Below are 17,962 nucleotides of genomic sequence, written 5' to 3'. Positions count from 1 at the left end.
CGCACTGTCACATTTGGCGGGAGGGCCACCCCAACGGCCCTCCGCGCGACGTCAGATGCGCTTGAAGCACACGGTGTAGGCGATGTCCGGGAAGTCCCCCGACCGCCAGGTCGTCCAGCCGTACGACCCGCAGTAGGCGGTGTCGTAGTAGCGGGAGACGCGCCCGGTCACCATGACGTTGGCCTGACCACACGACGCGGCCTGGTAGTCCGTGTTCTGGCCGGATCCCGTCATCAGCAGACAGGAGCCGACTGGGGCGCGGCCGGCCGCGTTGGGGAAGTTCATCGCCAGGCACTGCACGACGTTCAGCTCGCTCCACCGCGTCGTCGAGGTGAGGGTCTGCTCGACACCGGAGTACGACCGGCACCGGGCGGTGTCCGACGTGCCGGTGAGCCGGGCCTTGACGGTGAAGTTGCCGGTGACGCAGCTCTGCCGGGTCCAGTTGCTGCCCTTGGCGTTCGGGCCGTAGACGCAGTCGCCGGGCCTGGCGTGGTAGGCGCTGCCGCCCTGGTAGGAGAGGCAGACGACGCGCCGCAGCCCGGCGCTGGTGGTGACGACGTCGGCCTCGGTGAACCCGGCGCACTCGCCCCGGTCGGTGGTGCCGCTGAACGCGGCCAGCACCTTGAAGACGCCGTCGGTGCAGTCGGTCTCGCGGTAGTCGGGTTCGTCGTAGGTGCCGTCCATGGTGAGGCAGTCGCCCTCCTCGACCGTGGCGATGGGGTTGGTGGGGCTCGGGGAGGGGGTGGGCGACGGGGTGTCCGACGGCTCGTCGGGGGTGGGGTCGTCCGCCGGCTCGCCCTCCTCGTAGGGGTCGGGTTCCGGGAACGTCGAGTACACGGACGGTGTGGGCGTGACCGTCCCGCCGGCCTTGTCGTCGTCGCTGCCGCCCGCGAAGTGCGCGGGAATCCAGATCAGCAGGACGACGCAGACCAGGGCGAGCACAGCGCCGAGCACACCGCGCCCGCTCGTACCGCCGGTCGGGCCCGGGGGCTGCCGGTTGCCCACCACGGACCCGGGGTCGTCGTCCGCGGGGCCGCCCGGAGGGGGCGGCGGGGGCGGCGGTGGCGGAGTCCTGCGGACGTCGGCCGACTGCATGAGCCGCCGCAGGGCCTGGTTGCGGGCGTGGATCGCGGGGGCGGCCTTCTCGATGGGCAGGTAGGCGCCCGGGGTGACCGGTCCGGCCGCGGCGGCGCACAGCTCCACCACCTCGGCGGGGGTGGGCCGTTCGGCCGGGTCCTTGGCCAGGCAGCGCGCGACCAGGTCGCGGACCTGCGGGCTGAGCGCGCCGAGGTCGGGCTCCTCGCGGGCGATGAGGTTGATGGTGCCCATCAGGTCCTCGGCGGCGAAGACGTCCTCGCCGGTCGCCAGGAAGTAGACGGTGGAGCCGAGGGTGAACACGTCCGACTGGGAGGTGATCTCCTTGCGGCCGAGCGCCTGTTCCGGCGACCGGTAGGCGGGGGTGCCGAGATGGACGTTGGTCCGGGTGATCAGCGTCCTGGAGACGGACTTGGCGATGCCGAAGTCGATGACCTTGGGGCCGGTCTCGTCCAGCATCACGTTGGCGGGCTTCAGGTCGCGGTGCACGGCGCCGGCGTCGTGGATGGCCTGCAGCGCCCGGGCTATGCCGGAGGCGATGAGCATGACCTCACGGTCGGGCAGCGGCCCGGCCTCCCGGACGAGTTCGAGCAGCGACGGCCCGCACACGTACGTACTGGCCAGCCACGGTTGCGCCGCCTGCGGGTCGGCGCTGATCAGGCGGGCGACATCGCTGCTGCGGACGTCCTGGGCGACGCGCACCTCGCGGGCGAAGCGGCCCGCGAACTCGGGGTCCTGGCCCAGTTCCGGCTTGAGGACCTTGACGGCGACGGGCTGCCCGCCGGGCGTGAACGCCAGATAGACCTGGCCGGCGCCGCCCGTGCCGAGGCGGGCCTGGAGGACGTACGGGCCGATCCGGTGCGGGTCGCCGGCCTTCAGCGACTCGAAGTGGAACTCCTCGCCGCCGGCCTGCCCGCGCACGAAGAGGAACTGGTCGGGCCGGCCGCTGTAGAGCAGGTCGGGCACGGGCGGCACGGTGGCGTTCTGGATGCTCGCCTCGCGCAGCCGGCGCCGGACGTCGTCGTGCAGGTTTGCGACAGTGGCGCCGAGGGTCTGTTCGGCGCGGGCCGCGCGGACCGCCTCGGCGAGGTACTTGGTGAAGTAGGTCAGCCCTTCGGGGCCGTCCTCGAAGAAGGTCCGCTGGGTGTGCCCGCAGGCGGCCCAGATGTAGGTGCCCGCGCCGCGGACCGGGGTGGCCTGGTCGGCGTGGTCGGTGAGGTGGGAGGCGGGTTCGGCGAACCGGGTGGCGATGCCGGCGCAGCAGCAGTCCAGGACGACGATCTTGATACGGGCGCGGCTGCCCTCTATCTGCTCACGCAGGTCGCGGAAGCGCAGCGAGGTCAGGGCCCGCTGGGCGGCGTCCTCGCTGGTGTCGGTGAGGGCGAGCCCGAGGTCGAACCGGCCGTTGCCGGCGACGAGGGGCTGGCCGTGGCCGACGTAGTAGAACAGCAGGACGTCCTCGACGTCGTCGAGGAGCGCGGCGATGCTCTGCAGCAGCCGGCCGCTGCCCTGCTTGTTCTTGAACGTGGTGATACGGGCCGGGGGCCACTCCCCCGGCCCGGTCAGTAAGCGGCGCATCTCCCGCAGGCTGCGCAGGGCGGCGGGCATGGGGCGGCGGCCCTCGAAGCCGGCCCGGTAGTCCGACGTGCCCAGCAGGATGGCGCGCGACCGACCGAAGTCGATGTCGTCACGCGGACTCATCCGTGCCCCCCGCCTCCCCCTGGCCCGCCTCCAGTTGCCGGGCGGTCTCGATGACCTCCCGCAGCACGGCCTCGGCGTTGCGGCCGGTCACCTTGAACCGCCGGTCGCCGACCTCGAGTTCGATGTCGGTGGTCTGCGCCCCGATCCACAGGTGCAGCGCCTGCACGGCGGCGACCAGCGGCCCGCCGGCGGCACACACCACCGCCAGGAAGTCCCACACGGTCCCCTGGCTGTTGGGCTCGGGCGGCCGCTCCACGACGGTCACCTCGACCCCGGGGTGCCCGCCCATCCAGTCCCGCAGACTGTCCATCTGCGACCCGCCGCCCGGAAAGACACGAAACTCGACCGCCATGGTGCAGTAACCCGCACCTTCCCACGACTCCCTGCCGGCAGCCGTCCTCGTGATGGGTGTGCCCAAGCCTGTGGTGCAGACGGAGACTAGACCGGCCTCAGGACCGCGTGCAACGGAATGCGGCCTGCACGCAGCGTGACCTACCGCCATCTGATCGTTACCGAGGTGTGAGTGTGAGCTGCTAGGTTGCGCCCAGGGGAACATGCGTACGGAGGTAGTGCCGTGATCGGGCTCGGAGCAATAGCGGGGATCGCCTTGGTGGAGCTCGGCATGGTGCTGACGCCGGGGCCGAACATGATCTACCTGGTGTCGCGCTCGATCTCCCAGGGTCGCCGGGCGGGGCTGGTCTCGCTGGCCGGGGTCGCCCTCGGCTTCCTGGTCTACCTCCTCGCCGTGTCCGCCGGTATCGCCACCGTCTTCGCCCTGGTGCCGGAGATCTACCTGACGGTCAAGCTGGCCGGGGCGGCCTATCTGCTCTGGCTGGCCTGGAAGGCGGTCCGCCCGGGCGGCCGGTCGCCGCTGGAGCAGCAGGAGCTGGCGCCCGACAGGCCTGTGAAGCTCTTCCTGATGGGCCTCCTCACCTGCCTGCTCAACCCCAAGGTGGCCATCCTCTATATCTCCCTGCTGCCGCAGTTCGTCGACCCGGACCGCGGCCACGTCGCCCTCCAGGGCCTCCTGCTGGGTCTGACCCAGATCGCGGTGGGGGTCGCCGGAAACGCGTTCTTCATCGTGACGGCCGGTTCCGTCGCCGGCTTCTTCAACCGCCACCCGCTCTGGCAGCGTCTTCATCGCTACGCGATGGGCACCGCGCTGGCCGGCTTCGCGCTCAGGATCGCGACGGAACGCTCGAACGCGGCGGTCGCCCTGCGCTGACGTCCCGCCACCTCACCGCCAGGGAGTGGTATTTGGAGCAAGGCTTTCCTCCGCACCATGCACGCGCCCAGGCGGCAAGGGCCCGACTGAAACTTCGCTCCGGTTCCGGTGATCCGCAAGGAGACGGCCTAGTCCTCCAGGCGGACCGGCATCAGGATCGACAAGGCCCGCTCGTCGTCGGGCCGGCGGATCGCGATCGGGGCCGTGGGGGCGCCGAACTCCAGGATCAGCTCGTCACGATCCCCCGCGGTGAGCGCGTCCAGCAGGAAGCGGCGGTTGACGGCGACATCGTCCTGGCGCTCGTCACCGTCCTCGCAGAGTGTCACTGTGCCGTCGTCGGCCACCCTGAGCACGCTGACGTCGCAGTGCTCTCCGTCCTGCTTGCTCAGCTCGCCCCTCCGGACCGGGCCGGACTTCAACGCTTCCTGGAGGGCAGCCGTGTCGACGACGGCCCGGCGGCCTTCGGGCAGCTGCACCAGGCGGCGGTAGTCGGGGAAGTCGTGGTCGAGGCACCGGCCGGCCGTCTGCCGGTCGCCGGCCGTCAGCGACACCCGGTCACCGTCCAGGGCGAGCCGCACCTGTTCCTCGCCGTCCAGCAGCGCTCGCATCGCGTCGGCGAGGGGCAGCGGCACGATGGCCTGCACGCGGGGCCCGTCGTATCCGGTCGTGGCGGTCCGGGCGACGGCCATCCGGTAGCGGTCGGTGGCCGCGACGCTCAGTGCCGCGCCCTCGATGTCGAACAGGACACCCGCGAGCATGGGCAGATCCGGGTCCGAGCCGGCCGCGAAACGGACCGCGTCCAGTGCGGCGGCCAGTTCGGTGGCGGGAACGGACAGTTCGGCGGTGGCCGTGCCAAGCGAAGTCATGGGGTTCTCCCGTTCGTCGAGTAGTACTCGGAGTGTGGAGAACTCACCGTGGGCGTCGGCCAGACCCCGTTCGAGGCGGCGCAGGTGCGCCTGGAGGAGTCCCCGCACGAGGTCCGTGTCCGCGGTGGACCAGCCCACCAGAACCATCCGGACGTCCGCCAGCGGCATGCCGGCCCGGCGCAGACGGGCCAGCAACCGGGCCTCTTCCAGCTGCCCGGGGTCGTACCACCGGTAGCCGCTGACCGGGTCCACCCAGGCGGGGACCAGTACACCGGCACGGTCGTAGAACCGCAGCGCACTCACGCCCAGTCCGCTGTCCCGCGCCATCTCCCCGATGCTGCGCATGTCGCTCTCCACATCCGCAACTCTGGTCCCTCGACCAGGTCGAGGGTCAAACGCGAGATCGTCGCGCAGGGGAGACCGGCGCTCGCCGAGGCAGCCGCGACGCGCCTCACCCCAGATGCGTCGGCGCGAACATCCGCAGCAGTGCCGGGAGTACGACCACCGACGGCCCCGGTGTCGCCAGTGCCTTCGTCAGGTCGGACTGCAGGGACTCGGGCGTCGTGCGGACCCCCGGTACCCCGAAGGACTCCGCCAGGGCCACGTAGTCCGGGCGGGTCAGTTCCGTGGCCGTGGCCTCGCCGAAGGCGTCGGTCATGTACTCGCGGAGGATGCCGTAGCCGCCGTCGTCGATGATCAGCCAGGTCACCGGGAGGTCGTACTGGCGGGCCGTCGCCAGTTCGGCGATCGAGTACAGGGCGCCTCCGTCGCCGGAGACCGCGAGGACCGGGCGGGTCGGGTCGGCCGCCGCCGCGCCGAGGGCGGCCGGGAAGCCGTAGCCGAGGCCGCCCGCGCCCTGGGCCGAGTGCATGAGGTTGGTGCCGCGGGGGTCGAAGGCCGACCAGGCCCAGTAGGCCAGGATCGTCATGTCCCAGAAGGACGGGGAGTCGGCGGGGAGGGCCGCGCGGACCGAGGCGAGGACCTGCTGCTCCAGGGTCAGGTCCTGGGAGGCGATGCGGGCGCGGATCCGGTCCAGCACCTGCCGTACCCGTTCGCGCGCCGACGGGTCCGTGCGCTCGGTCACCGTCTCCAGCAGGGCCTGGAGCGCGAGGCGGGCGTCCGCGTGGATGCCCAGGGCCGGGTGGTTGGACTCCAGCTTGCCGAGGTCGGCCTCGATCTGGATCACCCGGCCGCGCGGGGCGAACGTGTGGTAGTTCGAGGAGAGTTCGCCGAGGCCCGAGCCGACCACCAGCAGGACGTCCGCATCCTCCAGGAGGTCCGTCATGTGGCGATCCTCCAGCCAGGACTGGAGGGAGAGCGGATGCTCCCACGGGAAGGCGCCCTTGCCGCCGAAGGTCGTCACCACCGGCGCGTCGAGCCTCTCCGCGAGGGCCTTCAGCTTGCCGGAGGCGTCCGAGCGGACCACTCCGCCGCCCGCGATGATCGCCGGGCGGGACGCGCGTGACAGCAAGTCGGCCGCCACCGCGGTCAGTTCCGGGCGCGGGACCAGCTCGTCCGGCGTCGCGTCCATCGCCGTCACCACCGGCAGCGCCGTCGGGGACAGCAGTACGTCCTGCGGGATCTCCACCCACACCGGACCGTGCGGGGCGGTCAGCGCCGACCGCCAGGCCGCCGCGATCGCGGAGGGGATCTGGGACGGGGTGCGGACCGTGTGGACCGACTTCACCACGCCCCGGAACGAGGCCGCCTGGTCGGGGAGTTCGTGCAGATAGCCCTTGCGGCCGCCGCCCAGGCCGGCCACCGGCACCTGGCTGCTGATCGCCAGGACGGGCGCCGAGGCGGCCGCCGCCTCCTGCAGCGCGGCCAGCGACGTCAGCGCGCCCGGGCCCGTCGACAGCAGCAGCGGGGCCGCCTCGCCGGTGATGCGGCCGTACGCGTCCGCCGCGAAGCCCGCGTTGTTCTCCACCCGCAGGCCCACATAGCGCAGCGGGGAGCGGCGCAGCGCGTCGAACATGCCGAGCGCGTGCTGGCCGGGCAGGCCGAAGACGGTCGTCGCGCCCAGCCCGGCCAGGGTCTCCACGACCAGGTCTCCGCCGTTGCGGCCGGGAGGCGGGTTGAGCGCGGCCTCCGTCTGGGCGGCCGTGGGACGAAGCTCCAGGTCGTGGTCGTGGGTCACTTGCCCTCGTTCTCCTCGCGGGCCGCGGCGATCTGGCGGCTCATGATGGTGGTCAGTTCGTACGCCGTGTGGGAGGCCGCCACCGACGTGATCTCCGCGTGGTCGTACGCGGGGGCCACCTCGACGACGTCCGCCGAGACCAGGTTGCACGACGCCAGGCCGCGCAGGATCTCCAGCAGCTCGCGGGAGGTCATGCCGCCCGCCTCGGGCGTGCCGGTGCCGGGCGCGTGGGCCGGGTCGAGGCAGTCGATGTCGATGGAGATGTACAGCGGGCGGTCCCCGATGCGCTGGCGCAGCTGGTCGGCGACCTCGTCGGCGCCGCGGCGGTAGATGTCCGCCGAGGTGACGATGCCGAAGCCCATCTTCTCGTCGTCGGTGAGGTCCTGCTTGCCGTAGAGCGGGCCGCGGGTGCCGACGTGGGACAGGGCGGACGTGTCGAGGATGCCCTCCTCGACCGCGCGGCGGAACGGCGTGCCGTGGGTGTACTCCGCGCCGAAGTAGGTGTCCCAGGTGTCCAGGTGGGCGTCGAAGTGGAGCAGCGCCACCGGGCCGTGCTTCTTCGCGACCGACCGCAGCAGCGGCAGCGCGATGGTGTGGTCGCCGCCCAGGGTCATCAGGCGGGCGCCGGTGCCGAGCAGCTCGTCGGCCGCCGCCTCGATCGTGTCGACGGCCTCGTTGATGTTGAACGGGTTGACGGCGATGTCGCCGCCGTCGGCGACCTGCGCGAGGGCGAAGGGGGAGGCGTCCTGTGCCGGGTTGTAGGGGCGCAGCAGCCGGGACGCCTCACGGATGGCGTTGCCGCCGAAGCGGGCGCCCGGCCGGTACGAGACGCCCGAGTCGAACGGCACGCCCACCACGGCGACGTCGGCGCGTCCGACCTCGTCGAGGCGGGGCAGCCGGGCGAAGGTCGCGGGGCCGGCGTACCGCGGGATGCGGGAGGAGTCGACGGGGCCGCGGGGCGTCTCGTTGCTGCTCATGGTCAAGTGCCTTCTTTCCTACGCTTCATCGCGTATGTACTGCTTCGTCCTTACGACTCTACTGGGGAGCCGGGACCGGTTCGGACAGGGGTTCGGGGGCACGGCCGGCGAGGCGCTCGCGCCAGGCGGCCAGGACGGCCGGGTCGGTCGCCGGGGTGGCCAGGGAGACGGCCGCGTAGGCGGCGAGGGAGGCGAGGAGGCCGTAGTAGACGGGTTCGTTGGCGAGGATGCCCTTCCAGGCCATCAGGGCGATGACGGCCACGCCGCCGACGGCGACGGAGGCGAGCGCGCCCTGGGCGGTGCCGCGCTTCCACAGCAGGCCGCCGAGGATGGGCACGAGGAGGCCGCCGACGAGCAGGTTGTAGGCCACGGTGAGCGCCTCGACGACGTTGTTCAGGGCGATGGCCGTGGCGATCACCGCCAGGCCCATGATGAGGATGAAGGCGCGGTTGCCGCGCACCTCGTCGTGGTCCTCGTCGCGGCCCTCCGCCGGGCCGCTCACGGCTCCCCGGATCCGCGACCAGATGTCGTTGTTGGCGACGGTGGCGCAGGCGATCAGCGCGCCCGACGACGTCGACATCACCGCGGCGAGGGCCGCCGCCAGCACCAGGCCCCGCACGCCGACGGGCAGCTCGTCCTTGACGATGGTCGCGAAGGCGTCGTCGGCGCTGCCCAGCGTCGGGTACAGCACCTTGGCGGCCGTGCCGATCACCGCGCCGGCCAGGGCGTACGCCAGGCAGTAGGTGCCGGCGACCGTGCCGCCCCACTTGGCGGTGCGGTCGCTGCGCGCGGTGAACACGCGCTGCCAGATGTCCTGGCCGATCAGCATGCCGAACGTGTAGATCAGGACGTAGGTGAAGATCGTCTCGCCGCCGATGCCCAGCGGGTCGAAGTACTCGGTGGGCAGCTCGGCCTTCATCTCGGCGAAGCCGCCCGCCTTGACGACGGCGATCGGCAGGAGCAGCAGGAGCACGCCGACGGTCTTGACGACGAACTGCACCATGTCCGTCAGCGTGATGGACCACATGCCGCCGAGGGTGGAGTAGGCGACGACGATCGAGCCGCCGAGGACGATCGCGACCGTGCGGTTGAGGTCGAACAGGACGTCGAAGATCGTGGCGTAGGCGATGGTGGAGGTGACGGCGAGCATCAGGGTGTACGCCCACATGACCACGCCGGAGATGACGCCGGCCCGTCCGCCGTAGCGCAGGTCGAGCATCTCGGAGACGGTGTAGACCCTCAGCCGGGCGATGCGGGCCGAGAAGAACACCGACAGGGCGAGCAGGCCGAGGCCGATGGTGAAGACCATCCAGGCGCCAGACAGGCCGTACTGGTAGCCGAGGCCCACGCCGCCGATGGTGGAGGCGCCGCCGAGGACGATGGCCGCCATGGTGCCGGAGTACATCGCGGGCCCGAGGCGGCGGCCGGCCACCAGGAACTCGCTCTTGGACCTGGCGCGGCGCATGCCCCACCAGCCCATGGCCAGCATGCCGGCCAGATACAGGACGATGACGGTGTAGTCGACGGCCATGTGGGGCCCTCCTTCAGCGCTTCCCGGTGGCGTGTCGTGCAGGTACCGAAACGGGGGTGTCGGCAGCGGCTCGCGGGGACATCCGCCCGTACCCGCGGCTGCCGGTCGGACCGACCCTAGGTGGCCGGAAAGCGACTGCGAAGTGTACGTTTCCTCCACTCGGGGACGCCTTCGGTGGAGGGATCGCACACCATGCCGGATCCGGCCGTTCCGCCCACGCCACCCGTGCCCCTCGCGGCACTCCTGGCGCGGGAGGACCTCGCCCTGCGGCAGATCGCCGGGCCGGACGCCGCCGGGGTCACCGTCCACTGGGCGCACACCTCGGAGATGGCCGACCCGTACCCCTACCTGCTGGGCGGGGAGCTGCTGCTGACGGCCGGCGTGCACATCCCGGACCCGGCGGGGACGGGGACGTACTTCGACGACTACGTCTCGCGGATCGTCGCCGCGGGCGGCGCCGCCCTCGGCTTCGGCCTCGCGCCCGTGCACGACACCGTGCCGCGCGCGCTGGTCGAGGCGTGCGAGGCGCACGGGCTGCCGCTGCTGGAGGTGCCGCCGCGGACCACCTTCTCCGGTGTGGCCCGGGCCGTCTGGCAACTCATGGCGCAGGCCAGGACCGCCGAGCTGCGCCGGGTCACGGAGGCCCAGCAGAGCCTGGCCGCGGCGGCCTCCCGCCCCGACCCGGTGCCGTCCGTGCTGCGCCGGCTCGCCCAGCGGCTCGGCGGCCGGGCCGTGCTGTACGGCCCCGAGGGCGCCCGGGTCGCCGAGGCGGGCCGGGAGCAGCCGCCGGAGGTGGAGCGGGCGCTGGCCGGGCTGGCGGGGGCGGTCACCCGCCGCTCCTCGGCGACCGCCACCGACACCGCCGGGGACGTCCGGCTCGCCGCCTACGCGCTCGGCACCGGCCGGGGCTTCGTGCTGGGCGTCGCCGCCCCGCCCCGCGACCAGGGCGACCACACCATCGCCTCGGTGGCCGCGGTCCTGCTCACCCTCCTCACCGGCGAACAGCGCGGCGGCACGGGCGCGGCGCGCTCCGCGGCCCTGGTCCGGCTGCTGCTGGGCGCCACGCCCGAGGAGGTGGCCCCGCTGCTCGGGGCGGAGCGCCTGGTGGTGGTGCACGGCCGGCCCGAGCAGGGCACCCCGGACGCGGTGGCCGCCTCCGCCCTGGGCGCCGCGCTCGGCTCGTCCCTGGTCGACCTGGACGACGACGTCGTCCGTGTGCTGCTGCCCACGGGCACCGTCCCGGCCGCGTATCCCGGCTGGACACTCGGGATCAGCGCGCCCGCCGAGCCCGCCGGTCTCCCCGGCGCCGACGCGCAGGCGGCCCGTGCCCTGGCGCGGGCCCGCGCCACCCGGGTCCCGCTCGTCCGGCACGGCGAGCGGACCGGGCTCGCCGATCTCCTTCCGGCCGGCGAGGCCGAGGCGTACGCCCGTGCCCTCCTCGCGCCCCTCACCCCCGCGCTCACCGAGACCCTGCGCGCCTGGCTGTCCCTGCACGGCAGCTGGGACCGCACCGCCGTCGCGCTGTCCGTGCACCGCAACACCGTGCGCCAGCGCATCGCCCGCTGCGCGGCCCTGCTCGACGCCGACCTGGACGACCCGGACGTACGGATGGAGCTGTGGTTCGCCCTCGGGCGGCGCCTGTGACGTGCGGTGCGTGACCCGCACACCCTCGGGCGGCGCCCGTGACATGCGGTGCGTGACCCGCGTCCCAGCGTGCGGGAGGCCCGGTGGCGGCACGGAGGTCTGCCTCACAATGGGGACCATGCCGATACCCGGGACACCCAGCCGCGCCGAACTCGTCGACCACCTCGTCCGCACCCGCATCGCGGGCGACGTCGCCACTCCCCGCGAGAACAACCTCTCCCACTACCGGAAGCTGGCGAACGGCGACCGCGGCTACTGGCTCGGTCTGGAGCTGGGCGACCGCTGGAGCGACGAGCAGGACGTGCTCGCGGTGATGGCGGAGCGGGTCGGCGTCAGCGACGACCCGGAGCACCGCCACGGGCAGGACACCATCGACCCCGAGCTGACCGTCTCCGCCCTGGAGCGGATGGCGGCGCGGCTGCGCAAGGCCGCCGACGGGCAGCAGCGGGTGCTGTTCGCCACCGGCCACCCGGGCGGCCTGCTCGACGTGCACCGCGCGACCGCCGCGGCCCTGCGCGCCGCGGGCTGCGAGATCGTCGTCATCCCGGACGGGCTGGTGACGGACGAGGGGTACGTCATGCAGTTCGCGGACGTGGCGGTGCTGGAGCACGGGGCCACGCTGTGGCACACCCACTCGGGCGAGCCGATGAAGGCGATCCTGACCGGCCTGGAGCGCGAGGGCCGCCCGCTGCCCGACCTGGTCGTCGCCGACCACGGCTGGGCCGGGTACGCCGGGCAGCACGGCGTCGACGCGGTCGGGTACGCCGACTGCAACGACCCGGCGCTGTTCCTCGCGGAGGCCGAGGGCACCCTCCAGGTGACGGTGCCGCTCGACGACCACGTGGTCAGCCCCCGCTACTACGACCCGATGACGGCGTACCTGCTGGCGGAGGCCGGCCTCTCCTGAGCCGGGGTCAGACGAAGTCCGCGCGGTGGGCCTCGGCCCACTGCCGGAAGGTGCGCGGCGGCCTGCCGGTCACCTTCTCCACCGTCGGGTAGACCTGCGACTCGTCCAGGGTGCCGTCGGCGTAGAAGCTGAAGAACGCCTGGATGTACGGCTCGGGCACCCCGTTCGCGGCCATCTCGGCCCTGCCCTCCTCGTCGGACAGGGCGTGGAAGCGCAGGTCGCGGCCGAGGACGTCGGCGAGGACGGCGAGGCGCCGGGCGGGCAGCAGCGGTTCGGGGCCGCTCAGCGGGTGGATGCCCTCCTCGTGCCCGGGGTCGAGCAGGGCGCGCACGGCCACGGCCGCGATGTCGTACGGGTCGACGGAGGCCACCGGCACCGAGCCGAAGGAGTCCCGGACGACGTCGCCGGCGCGCAGTTGCGGCAGCCAGCGCAGCGCGTTCGACATGAACGCGTTGGGCCGCAGGAACGTCCAGGCCAGCCCGGACTCCCGGACCGCGCGCTCCGACTCGATCATGTACCGGGAGATGGCGTTGTCGGTGTCGCGGGCGACGGTGGACAGCCCGGACAGCAGCACCACCCGCTCCACCCCCGCCTGCCGCATCCGGGCGAGCAGCCCGGGCATGTCCCGGTAGCCGGGCAGCAGGAACACCCCGCGGACGCCGTCCAGGGCGGCGTCGAGCGAGCCGGGCTCGTTCAGGTCGCCGGCGGTCTGCTCGGCCGGTGCGGGCAGCCGGCCCTCGGCGGGGCGGCGCACCAGCGCCCGTACCGGCTCTCCGGCGCGGACGAGCGCGTCCACCACCTCACCGCCGACGTTGCCGGTCGCTCCGGTCACGAGGATCATCGAAGGGTCCTTCCGAAGTGCGCGGCCACGGCGTCGACGGCGACGGTGACCTGGGGTTCCTGGTCGTAGAAGTCGAACTGGGTGCCCTGGGTCCAGAAGATGTCCTTCGGCCCGGCGAGCCCCGCGTGGAAGCGGCGGGCGCCCTCGGGGATCGCGGCGTCCTCGCTGTGCACGAGCAGCGTGGGCCGGTCGATCAGGGGGGCCAGGGCGATCGCGTCGTAGCTGAGCCAGTCCGGCCAGGACATCACCGCGAACCGGTTGGGCCAGGCGGGGATGCCGCCGCGCCCGGGGTTGAGGTAGAAGTCGATGTCGTACGGCATGGCCGCGCGCTCGTCGGTGGCGGAGACCACCGGCACGTAGTCGACCTCGCCGGTCTCGTCGTAGCGGGAGCGGGCCTCCCGGCCGGTCTTGATCCGCTCGGCCACGGCCGCGGCGCCGCCGTAGGCGTCCTCGCAGATCGCGGCGTCGTGCAGCCAGGGGGCGACCAGGGCGAGCGAGCGGACCCGGGGGTCGTGGGCGGTGTTGTCGGACATGTACATCGCCGCCGCGCAGATGCCGAGGGCGCCGATCCGGCCGGCGTCGACGGCCGGGTGCGCGGCGAGGAAGGTGACGGCGTGGTGGATGTCGCGGACCTTGCGGGCCGGGTCCTCCACGTCGCGCGGCGTGCCGCCGGACTCGCCGAAGCCGGTGAAGTCGAAGGACAGGGCGGCGTGTCCGCGCTCGGCGAGCCGCTCGGCGTAGCGGTCGGCCATCAGCTCCTTGACGCTGGTCCAGGTGCCGGCGACGACGACGCCGGGCGCGGGGGTGGCCGCCGCCGTCCCGGGGAGGTACAGGTTGCCGGTCAGGGTCACGCCCTCGCTGTCGAAGGTGACCTTGACCGGGGTGGTGCGCGTCATGCGTACTCCAGGGTGGCTCGGGTGATCAGTCCGTCGGTGATGTCGAAGCGGTAGCGGGCGCGGAAGCCGTCGCCCGTGCCGCCGGGCCGGAAGCGGACCAGCAGGGTGGTGCCGGTGGTGTGCGGGGTGTGGTCCAGGACGGTGTAGTCGCCGCCGACGACCTCGTCCGCGGCCCACTGCCGGATGGCGTCCCGGCCGCGGATCTCCCGCCCCACGTCGACGACGAGCCCGTCCGCGGCGAACGCGGCGGCGACGGCGTCGGCGTCCTCGCCGGCCACGGCGTCGAAGTAGCGCCGGGCGGCGGGGTGCAGGGCGGAGGGGGCGAGGGAGCGGGCGGGCGACGTACGCGACGCGGCGGGCGGTCGCGCCGCCGCCCCGTCGGTGTCCCCGCCCAGCAGGTCACCTCCGGTCAGGGCCGCCGCGCCCGCCGCCACGGCCAGTGCGGCCACCGCCGCCGCCAGGACGGCGGGTCTCCTCATCGCTCGCCGTCGCTCCACACCGCGGTCATGACCACGCCGGTGATGCGCCAGCCGGCGCCGGTGCGGGCCAGATCGAAGCGGTAGGTGCCGCCGAGGGTCCAGCGGGAGCCGTCGCTCTTGAGGTGGGTGGCCTGGAAGGTGGCCGTGCACACCGCGCTGTCGCCGTCGGCGGTGACCAGGTGGTTGCCGACGAGGTGCTGGGTGGCGTCGTACACGCCGAGCCCGGCGCGCCAGCCGTCGGTGATCTGCGCCGGGGTGAGGGTGACGGGCTCGCCGCCGTTGAGGCTCGTGTAGTCCAGGGTCACCTTGTCGGCGAACACCTCGGTGAGCCGGTCCCAGTCACGCCGGTCGGCGTACCAGGCCATGCGGGTGCAGGTGTCGATGACGTCGAGTCGGTCCGTTGCGTCCATGCGGACCAGCCTGTCGGTGCCCGGGCGGACCCGCGAGAGGGACAAGTTGCAGGCCCGGTGCAGGAACCTGCACGGCGGCCCCGGGCCTGCTCAGAGCCAGCCGCGCTCCTTGGCCCGCAGGGCCGCCTGGAAGCGGGTGGCCGCGCCGAGCCGGCCCATGAGGTCGGCGACATGGGCGCGGAACTTGCGGACGGAGACGTTCAGCGAGCGCGCGGCGGCCTCGTCGGTGTCGTGGCGGGTCAGGGCGTGCAGGACCTGCTCCTCGATGGGGGTCAGGGGCAGGTCGTCCAGGTCGCGGGCGCGTTCCCACATGCCGTCGAAGACGTCGGCCAGCGTGGCGACCAGGCCGGGCTGGCGGATCTGGAAGGCGCCGGGTCCGGGGCCGCTGGGGTCGGCCTGCACGAAGGCGACGGAGCGGTTGACGACGGCCAGGTGGCGGCTGGGTTCGGTGGTCACCCGGTGCCGGTCGCCGAGGCGGTGCCAGTACTCGGCGTGTGCCAGCTCCTCGGGGTCCGTCAGGGCGTCCGCGGAGAACAGGGTGCGGCTGCGCAGGCCGCGGGCGAGCAGGCGGGCGAAGGGCTGCAGGTCCTCGGAGCGGCGGCCGCGGGCGCGGATCTTCAGATGGACCAGCTCGCCCGGCTCGGCGGCCAGCAGGGCGCGCATGCGCCGGGTGACGGTCGCCCCGTCGGGCAGGTGCTCGACCATCTGGACGGTACGGCCGCTGCGGTGCTCCTCGGAGAGTTCGGTGAGCACGTCCCAGGCGCGGGTCAGCTCGGTGAACTGCCGCTGGGCCTGTTCGAGGCGCCGGCGCACCAGCAGCTCCACGGCGGCGGCCGGGGCGACCGGCGTCAGCGCGTCGTCCAGCAGGCCCAGCGCGCTCAGCTCGGCGGCCATCCGCCTCACCTGGGCCGGCTCCAGGCCGAGGTCGGCGGCGGCGGTCGCGGGATCGGTGCGCGGGTTGCGTAACAGGTAGCGGTACACGCGTTCCTGCGCGGCGGTCAGCCCCAGTCCGGCCAGGCTCATCGTGCCCTCCCCCAAGATCGTCTCTCCCCGAGGCGATGCGGGAACGGTAGAACGATCTCCAGGCCGGGCCAAGCGCTCTCCGTGCCGGCCTGTGCGCACTCAGTCGCGCGGTACGCGGACCACGCCCTCCTGGATCACGGAGATGGCGAGCCTGCCGTCCTGCGTGTAGATCCGCGCCTGCCCGAGTCCCCGGCCGCCGTACGCCGACGGCGACTCCTGGTCGTACAGCAGCCACTCGTCGGCGCGGAAGGGCCGGTGGAACCACATGGCGTGGTCCAGCGAGGCCCCGACGACGTCGCCGACGGCCCAGCCGCCGCGGCCGTGCGCGAGCAGCACCGAGTCGAGCAGGGTCATGTCGGAGACGTACGTGGCGAGGACGGTGTGCAGCATCGGGTCGTCGGCGAGCTTGCCCGCGGTGCGGAACCAGACCTGGGAGTGCGGTTCGCGCGGCTCGCCGTAGCGGCCGTAGGGCGGCTCGTCGACGTACCGCAGGTCGATCGCCTCGCGTGCCTCCAAAAAGCGGGCGACGACCCCGGGGTCGAGGTGGTCGTAGCCGCTGAACCGCTCGCGGGAGGTGGGCAGGGTGACCGGGTCCGGCGCGGGCGGCATCGGCGTCTGGTGGTCGAGGCCCTCCTCGTACGCCTGGAAGGAGGCGGACAGGGAGAAGATCGGCCGGCCGTGCTGGACGGCGACGACCCGGCGGGTGGTGAAGGACCGCCCGTCCCGGATGCGCTCGACGGTGTAGACGATGGGCGCGCCGGGGTCGCCCATGCGCAGGAAGTACGCGTGGAGCGAGTGGGCGGGCCGGTCCGCGGGGACCGTCCGCCCGGCGGCGACCAGCGCCTGCGCCGCGACCTGCCCGCCGAAGACGCGGGGCACGACGGCGGAGCGGGACCGGCCGCGGAAGATGTTCTCCTCGATCTGCTCCAGGTCGAGCAGATCGAGGAGATCCTGGAGTGCCTGGCTCATGGGTGGTGGTGGCCGGGGTGACCGGCGTCCTACAGGCCCATGTCCTTGGCGATGATCGTCTTCATGATCTCGCTGGTGCCGCCGTAGATGCGGTTGACGCGGTTGTCCGCGTACAGGCGGGCGATCGGGTACTCGTTCATGTAGCCGTAGCCGCCGTGCAGCTGGAGGCAGCGGTCGATGACGCGGTGGGCGACCTCGGTGCAGAACAGCTTGGCGGAGGCGGCCTCGGCGGGCGTCAGCTCGCCGGCGTCCAGCGCCTCGGTGGCGCGGTCGGCGACGGCCTCGGCGGCGTCGACCTCGGCCTGGCAGGCGGCCAGCTCGAACTTGGTGTTCTGGAAGTGGGCGACCGGCTTGCCGAAGACGGTGCGCTCCTGCACGTACTGCTTGGCGAACCGGACGGCGGCCTTGGCCTGCGCGTAGGCGCCGAAGGCGATGCCCCAGCGCTCGGAGGCGAGGTTGTGGCCGAGGTAGTAGAAGCCCTTGTTCTCCTCGCCCAGCAGGTCCTCGACGGGCACCTTCACGTCGACGAACGCCAGCTCGGCGGTGTCGGACGTGCGCAGACCGAGCTTGTCCAGCTTGCGGCCGATGGAGTAGCCCTCGGACTTGGTGTCCACGGCGAACAGGGAGATGCCGTGGCGGCGGTCCTCGGCGGTCGGCGCGGCGGTGCGGGCGCAGACGATGACGCGGTCGGCGTGGACGCCGCCGGTGATGAAGGTCTTGGCGCCGTTGAGGATGTAGTGCGTGCCGTCCTCGGAGAGCTTGGCGGTGGACTTCATGCCCGCGAGGTCGGAGCCGGTGCCCGGCTCGGTCATCGCGATGGCCCACATCTCCTCGCCGGTGACGAACTTCGGCAGGTAGCGCTTCTTCTGCTCGTCCGTCGCCAGCATCTTGATGTACGGCAGGGCGAGCAGCACGTGCACGCCGGAGCCGCCGAACTGGACGCCCGCGCGGGCGGTCTCCTCGTACAGCACGGCCTCGAACTTGTGGCTGTCCAGGCCGGCGCCGCCGTACTCCTCGGGCACGTTGATGCCGAAGATGCCCAGCTCACCGAGCTTGTAGTAGAAGTCGCGCGGCGCCTGGCCGGCTGCGAACCACTCGTCGTAGACGGGAACGACCTCGGCCTCGATGAAGGCGCGAAGGGTCTCCCGGAACGCCTCGTGATCCTCGTTGAACACCGTACGGCGCACGCCGCCACCTCCACGTACCTGACACTCGGCATGTCTAAGCGCTTGCTCACTCAACCGTACCGGCGGGTAGGGAG

Annotated in this window: 16 protein-coding genes; 3 read left to right on the top strand and 13 right to left on the bottom strand. The window is 72.9% G+C overall.

Translation table 11 applies throughout. From position 1 onward, the window contains the following. Positions 1 to 51: 51 nt before the first annotated feature. Both IE308_RS20225 and IE308_RS20220 read right to left on the bottom strand, forming a co-directional pair. Positions 52 to 2,796 (bottom strand): serine/threonine-protein kinase, encoded by a 2,745-nt coding sequence (locus tag IE308_RS20225; RefSeq protein ID WP_190219008.1) that lies wholly within the window; start codon positions 2,794 to 2,796, stop codon positions 52 to 54. Further along, entirely contained in the window at positions 2,783 to 3,148 is a 366-nt protein-coding gene (locus IE308_RS20220) for an effector-associated constant component EACC1 (protein WP_110628333.1), read from the bottom strand. Before IE308_RS20220 ends, IE308_RS20225 begins: the two co-directional genes overlap by 14 nt. Positions 3,149 to 3,370: 222 nt before the next feature. On the opposite strand from IE308_RS20220, the gene IE308_RS20215 reads away from it, so the two are divergent. Beyond that, positions 3,371 to 4,021: a LysE family translocator gene (locus IE308_RS20215; protein WP_110628334.1), complete on the top strand. Its 651-nt coding sequence runs from the start codon at positions 3,371 to 3,373 to the stop codon at positions 4,019 to 4,021. A 128-nt stretch (positions 4,022 to 4,149) separates the two neighbouring features. Here IE308_RS20215 and IE308_RS20210 read toward each other — a convergent pair whose 3' ends face one another. From IE308_RS20210 to IE308_RS20195, 4 genes are all read right to left on the bottom strand, one after another. Then, the gene (locus IE308_RS20210; RefSeq protein ID WP_190219007.1) at positions 4,150 to 5,232 is read right to left on the bottom strand and encodes a DNA polymerase III subunit beta family protein; all 1,083 of its coding nucleotides are present in this window, start codon (positions 5,230 to 5,232) and stop codon (positions 4,150 to 4,152) included. A 106-nt stretch (positions 5,233 to 5,338) separates the two neighbouring features. Then, positions 5,339 to 7,024 (bottom strand): thiamine pyrophosphate-binding protein, encoded by a 1,686-nt coding sequence (locus IE308_RS20205; protein WP_190219006.1) that lies wholly within the window; start codon positions 7,022 to 7,024, stop codon positions 5,339 to 5,341. Continuing rightward, positions 7,021 to 8,001, bottom strand: a complete 981-nt coding sequence (gene speB / locus IE308_RS20200) for an agmatinase (RefSeq protein ID WP_110628337.1) — start codon at positions 7,999 to 8,001, stop codon at positions 7,021 to 7,023. Before speB ends, IE308_RS20205 begins: the two co-directional genes overlap by 4 nt. A 58-nt stretch (positions 8,002 to 8,059) precedes the next feature. Beyond that, the gene (locus IE308_RS20195; protein ID WP_190219005.1) at positions 8,060 to 9,532 is read right to left on the bottom strand and encodes a sodium:solute symporter family protein; all 1,473 of its coding nucleotides are present in this window, start codon (positions 9,530 to 9,532) and stop codon (positions 8,060 to 8,062) included. A gap of 192 nt (positions 9,533 to 9,724) precedes the next feature. Between IE308_RS20195 and IE308_RS20190 the strand changes: the two genes are divergently transcribed. Together IE308_RS20190 and IE308_RS20185 are read left to right on the top strand one after the other, a co-directional pair. Continuing rightward, positions 9,725 to 11,176, top strand: a complete 1,452-nt coding sequence (locus IE308_RS20190; RefSeq protein WP_190219004.1) for a PucR family transcriptional regulator — start codon at positions 9,725 to 9,727, stop codon at positions 11,174 to 11,176. A 118-nt stretch (positions 11,177 to 11,294) separates the two neighbouring features. Beyond that, positions 11,295 to 12,083 (top strand): phosphatase, encoded by a 789-nt coding sequence (locus IE308_RS20185; protein ID WP_110636516.1) that lies wholly within the window; start codon positions 11,295 to 11,297, stop codon positions 12,081 to 12,083. A gap of 7 nt (positions 12,084 to 12,090) precedes the next feature. Here the strand turns inward: IE308_RS20185 and IE308_RS20180 are convergent, their stop codons facing one another. From IE308_RS20180 to IE308_RS20150, 7 genes are all read right to left on the bottom strand, one after another. Continuing rightward, complete coding sequence (locus IE308_RS20180; RefSeq protein ID WP_110628339.1) at positions 12,091 to 12,924, bottom strand: NAD(P)H-binding protein; 834 nt, start codon at positions 12,922 to 12,924, stop codon at positions 12,091 to 12,093. Further along, positions 12,921 to 13,820 (bottom strand): alpha/beta hydrolase, encoded by a 900-nt coding sequence (locus IE308_RS20175; RefSeq protein WP_190219003.1) that lies wholly within the window; start codon positions 13,818 to 13,820, stop codon positions 12,921 to 12,923. Before IE308_RS20175 ends, IE308_RS20180 begins: the two co-directional genes overlap by 4 nt. Then, positions 13,817 to 14,299, bottom strand: a complete 483-nt coding sequence (locus IE308_RS20170; protein ID WP_190219002.1) for a nuclear transport factor 2 family protein — start codon at positions 14,297 to 14,299, stop codon at positions 13,817 to 13,819. The genes IE308_RS20175 and IE308_RS20170 overlap by 4 nt, the downstream gene beginning before the upstream one ends. Then, positions 14,296 to 14,709: a nuclear transport factor 2 family protein gene (locus IE308_RS20165; protein ID WP_110628342.1), complete on the bottom strand. Its 414-nt coding sequence runs from the start codon at positions 14,707 to 14,709 to the stop codon at positions 14,296 to 14,298. The genes IE308_RS20170 and IE308_RS20165 overlap by 4 nt, the downstream gene beginning before the upstream one ends. Positions 14,710 to 14,799: 90 nt before the next feature. Then, positions 14,800 to 15,732, bottom strand: a complete 933-nt coding sequence (locus IE308_RS20160) for a helix-turn-helix domain-containing protein (RefSeq protein WP_190219001.1) — start codon at positions 15,730 to 15,732, stop codon at positions 14,800 to 14,802. A gap of 99 nt (positions 15,733 to 15,831) precedes the next feature. Next, positions 15,832 to 16,701 (bottom strand): acyl-CoA thioesterase, encoded by an 870-nt coding sequence (locus IE308_RS20155; protein WP_110628344.1) that lies wholly within the window; start codon positions 16,699 to 16,701, stop codon positions 15,832 to 15,834. A gap of 29 nt (positions 16,702 to 16,730) precedes the next feature. Further along, entirely contained in the window at positions 16,731 to 17,888 is a 1,158-nt protein-coding gene (locus IE308_RS20150; protein ID WP_103780830.1) for an acyl-CoA dehydrogenase family protein, read from the bottom strand. Positions 17,889 to 17,962 lie beyond the last annotated feature (74 nt).

Origin of the sequence: Streptomyces griseosporeus (genome assembly GCF_014656055.1) — a bacterium.
In the GTDB taxonomy this organism is placed as follows: domain Bacteria; phylum Actinomycetota; class Actinomycetes; order Streptomycetales; family Streptomycetaceae; genus Streptomyces; species Streptomyces griseosporeus.
This window is presented reverse-complemented; position numbering and strand designations above follow the sequence as displayed.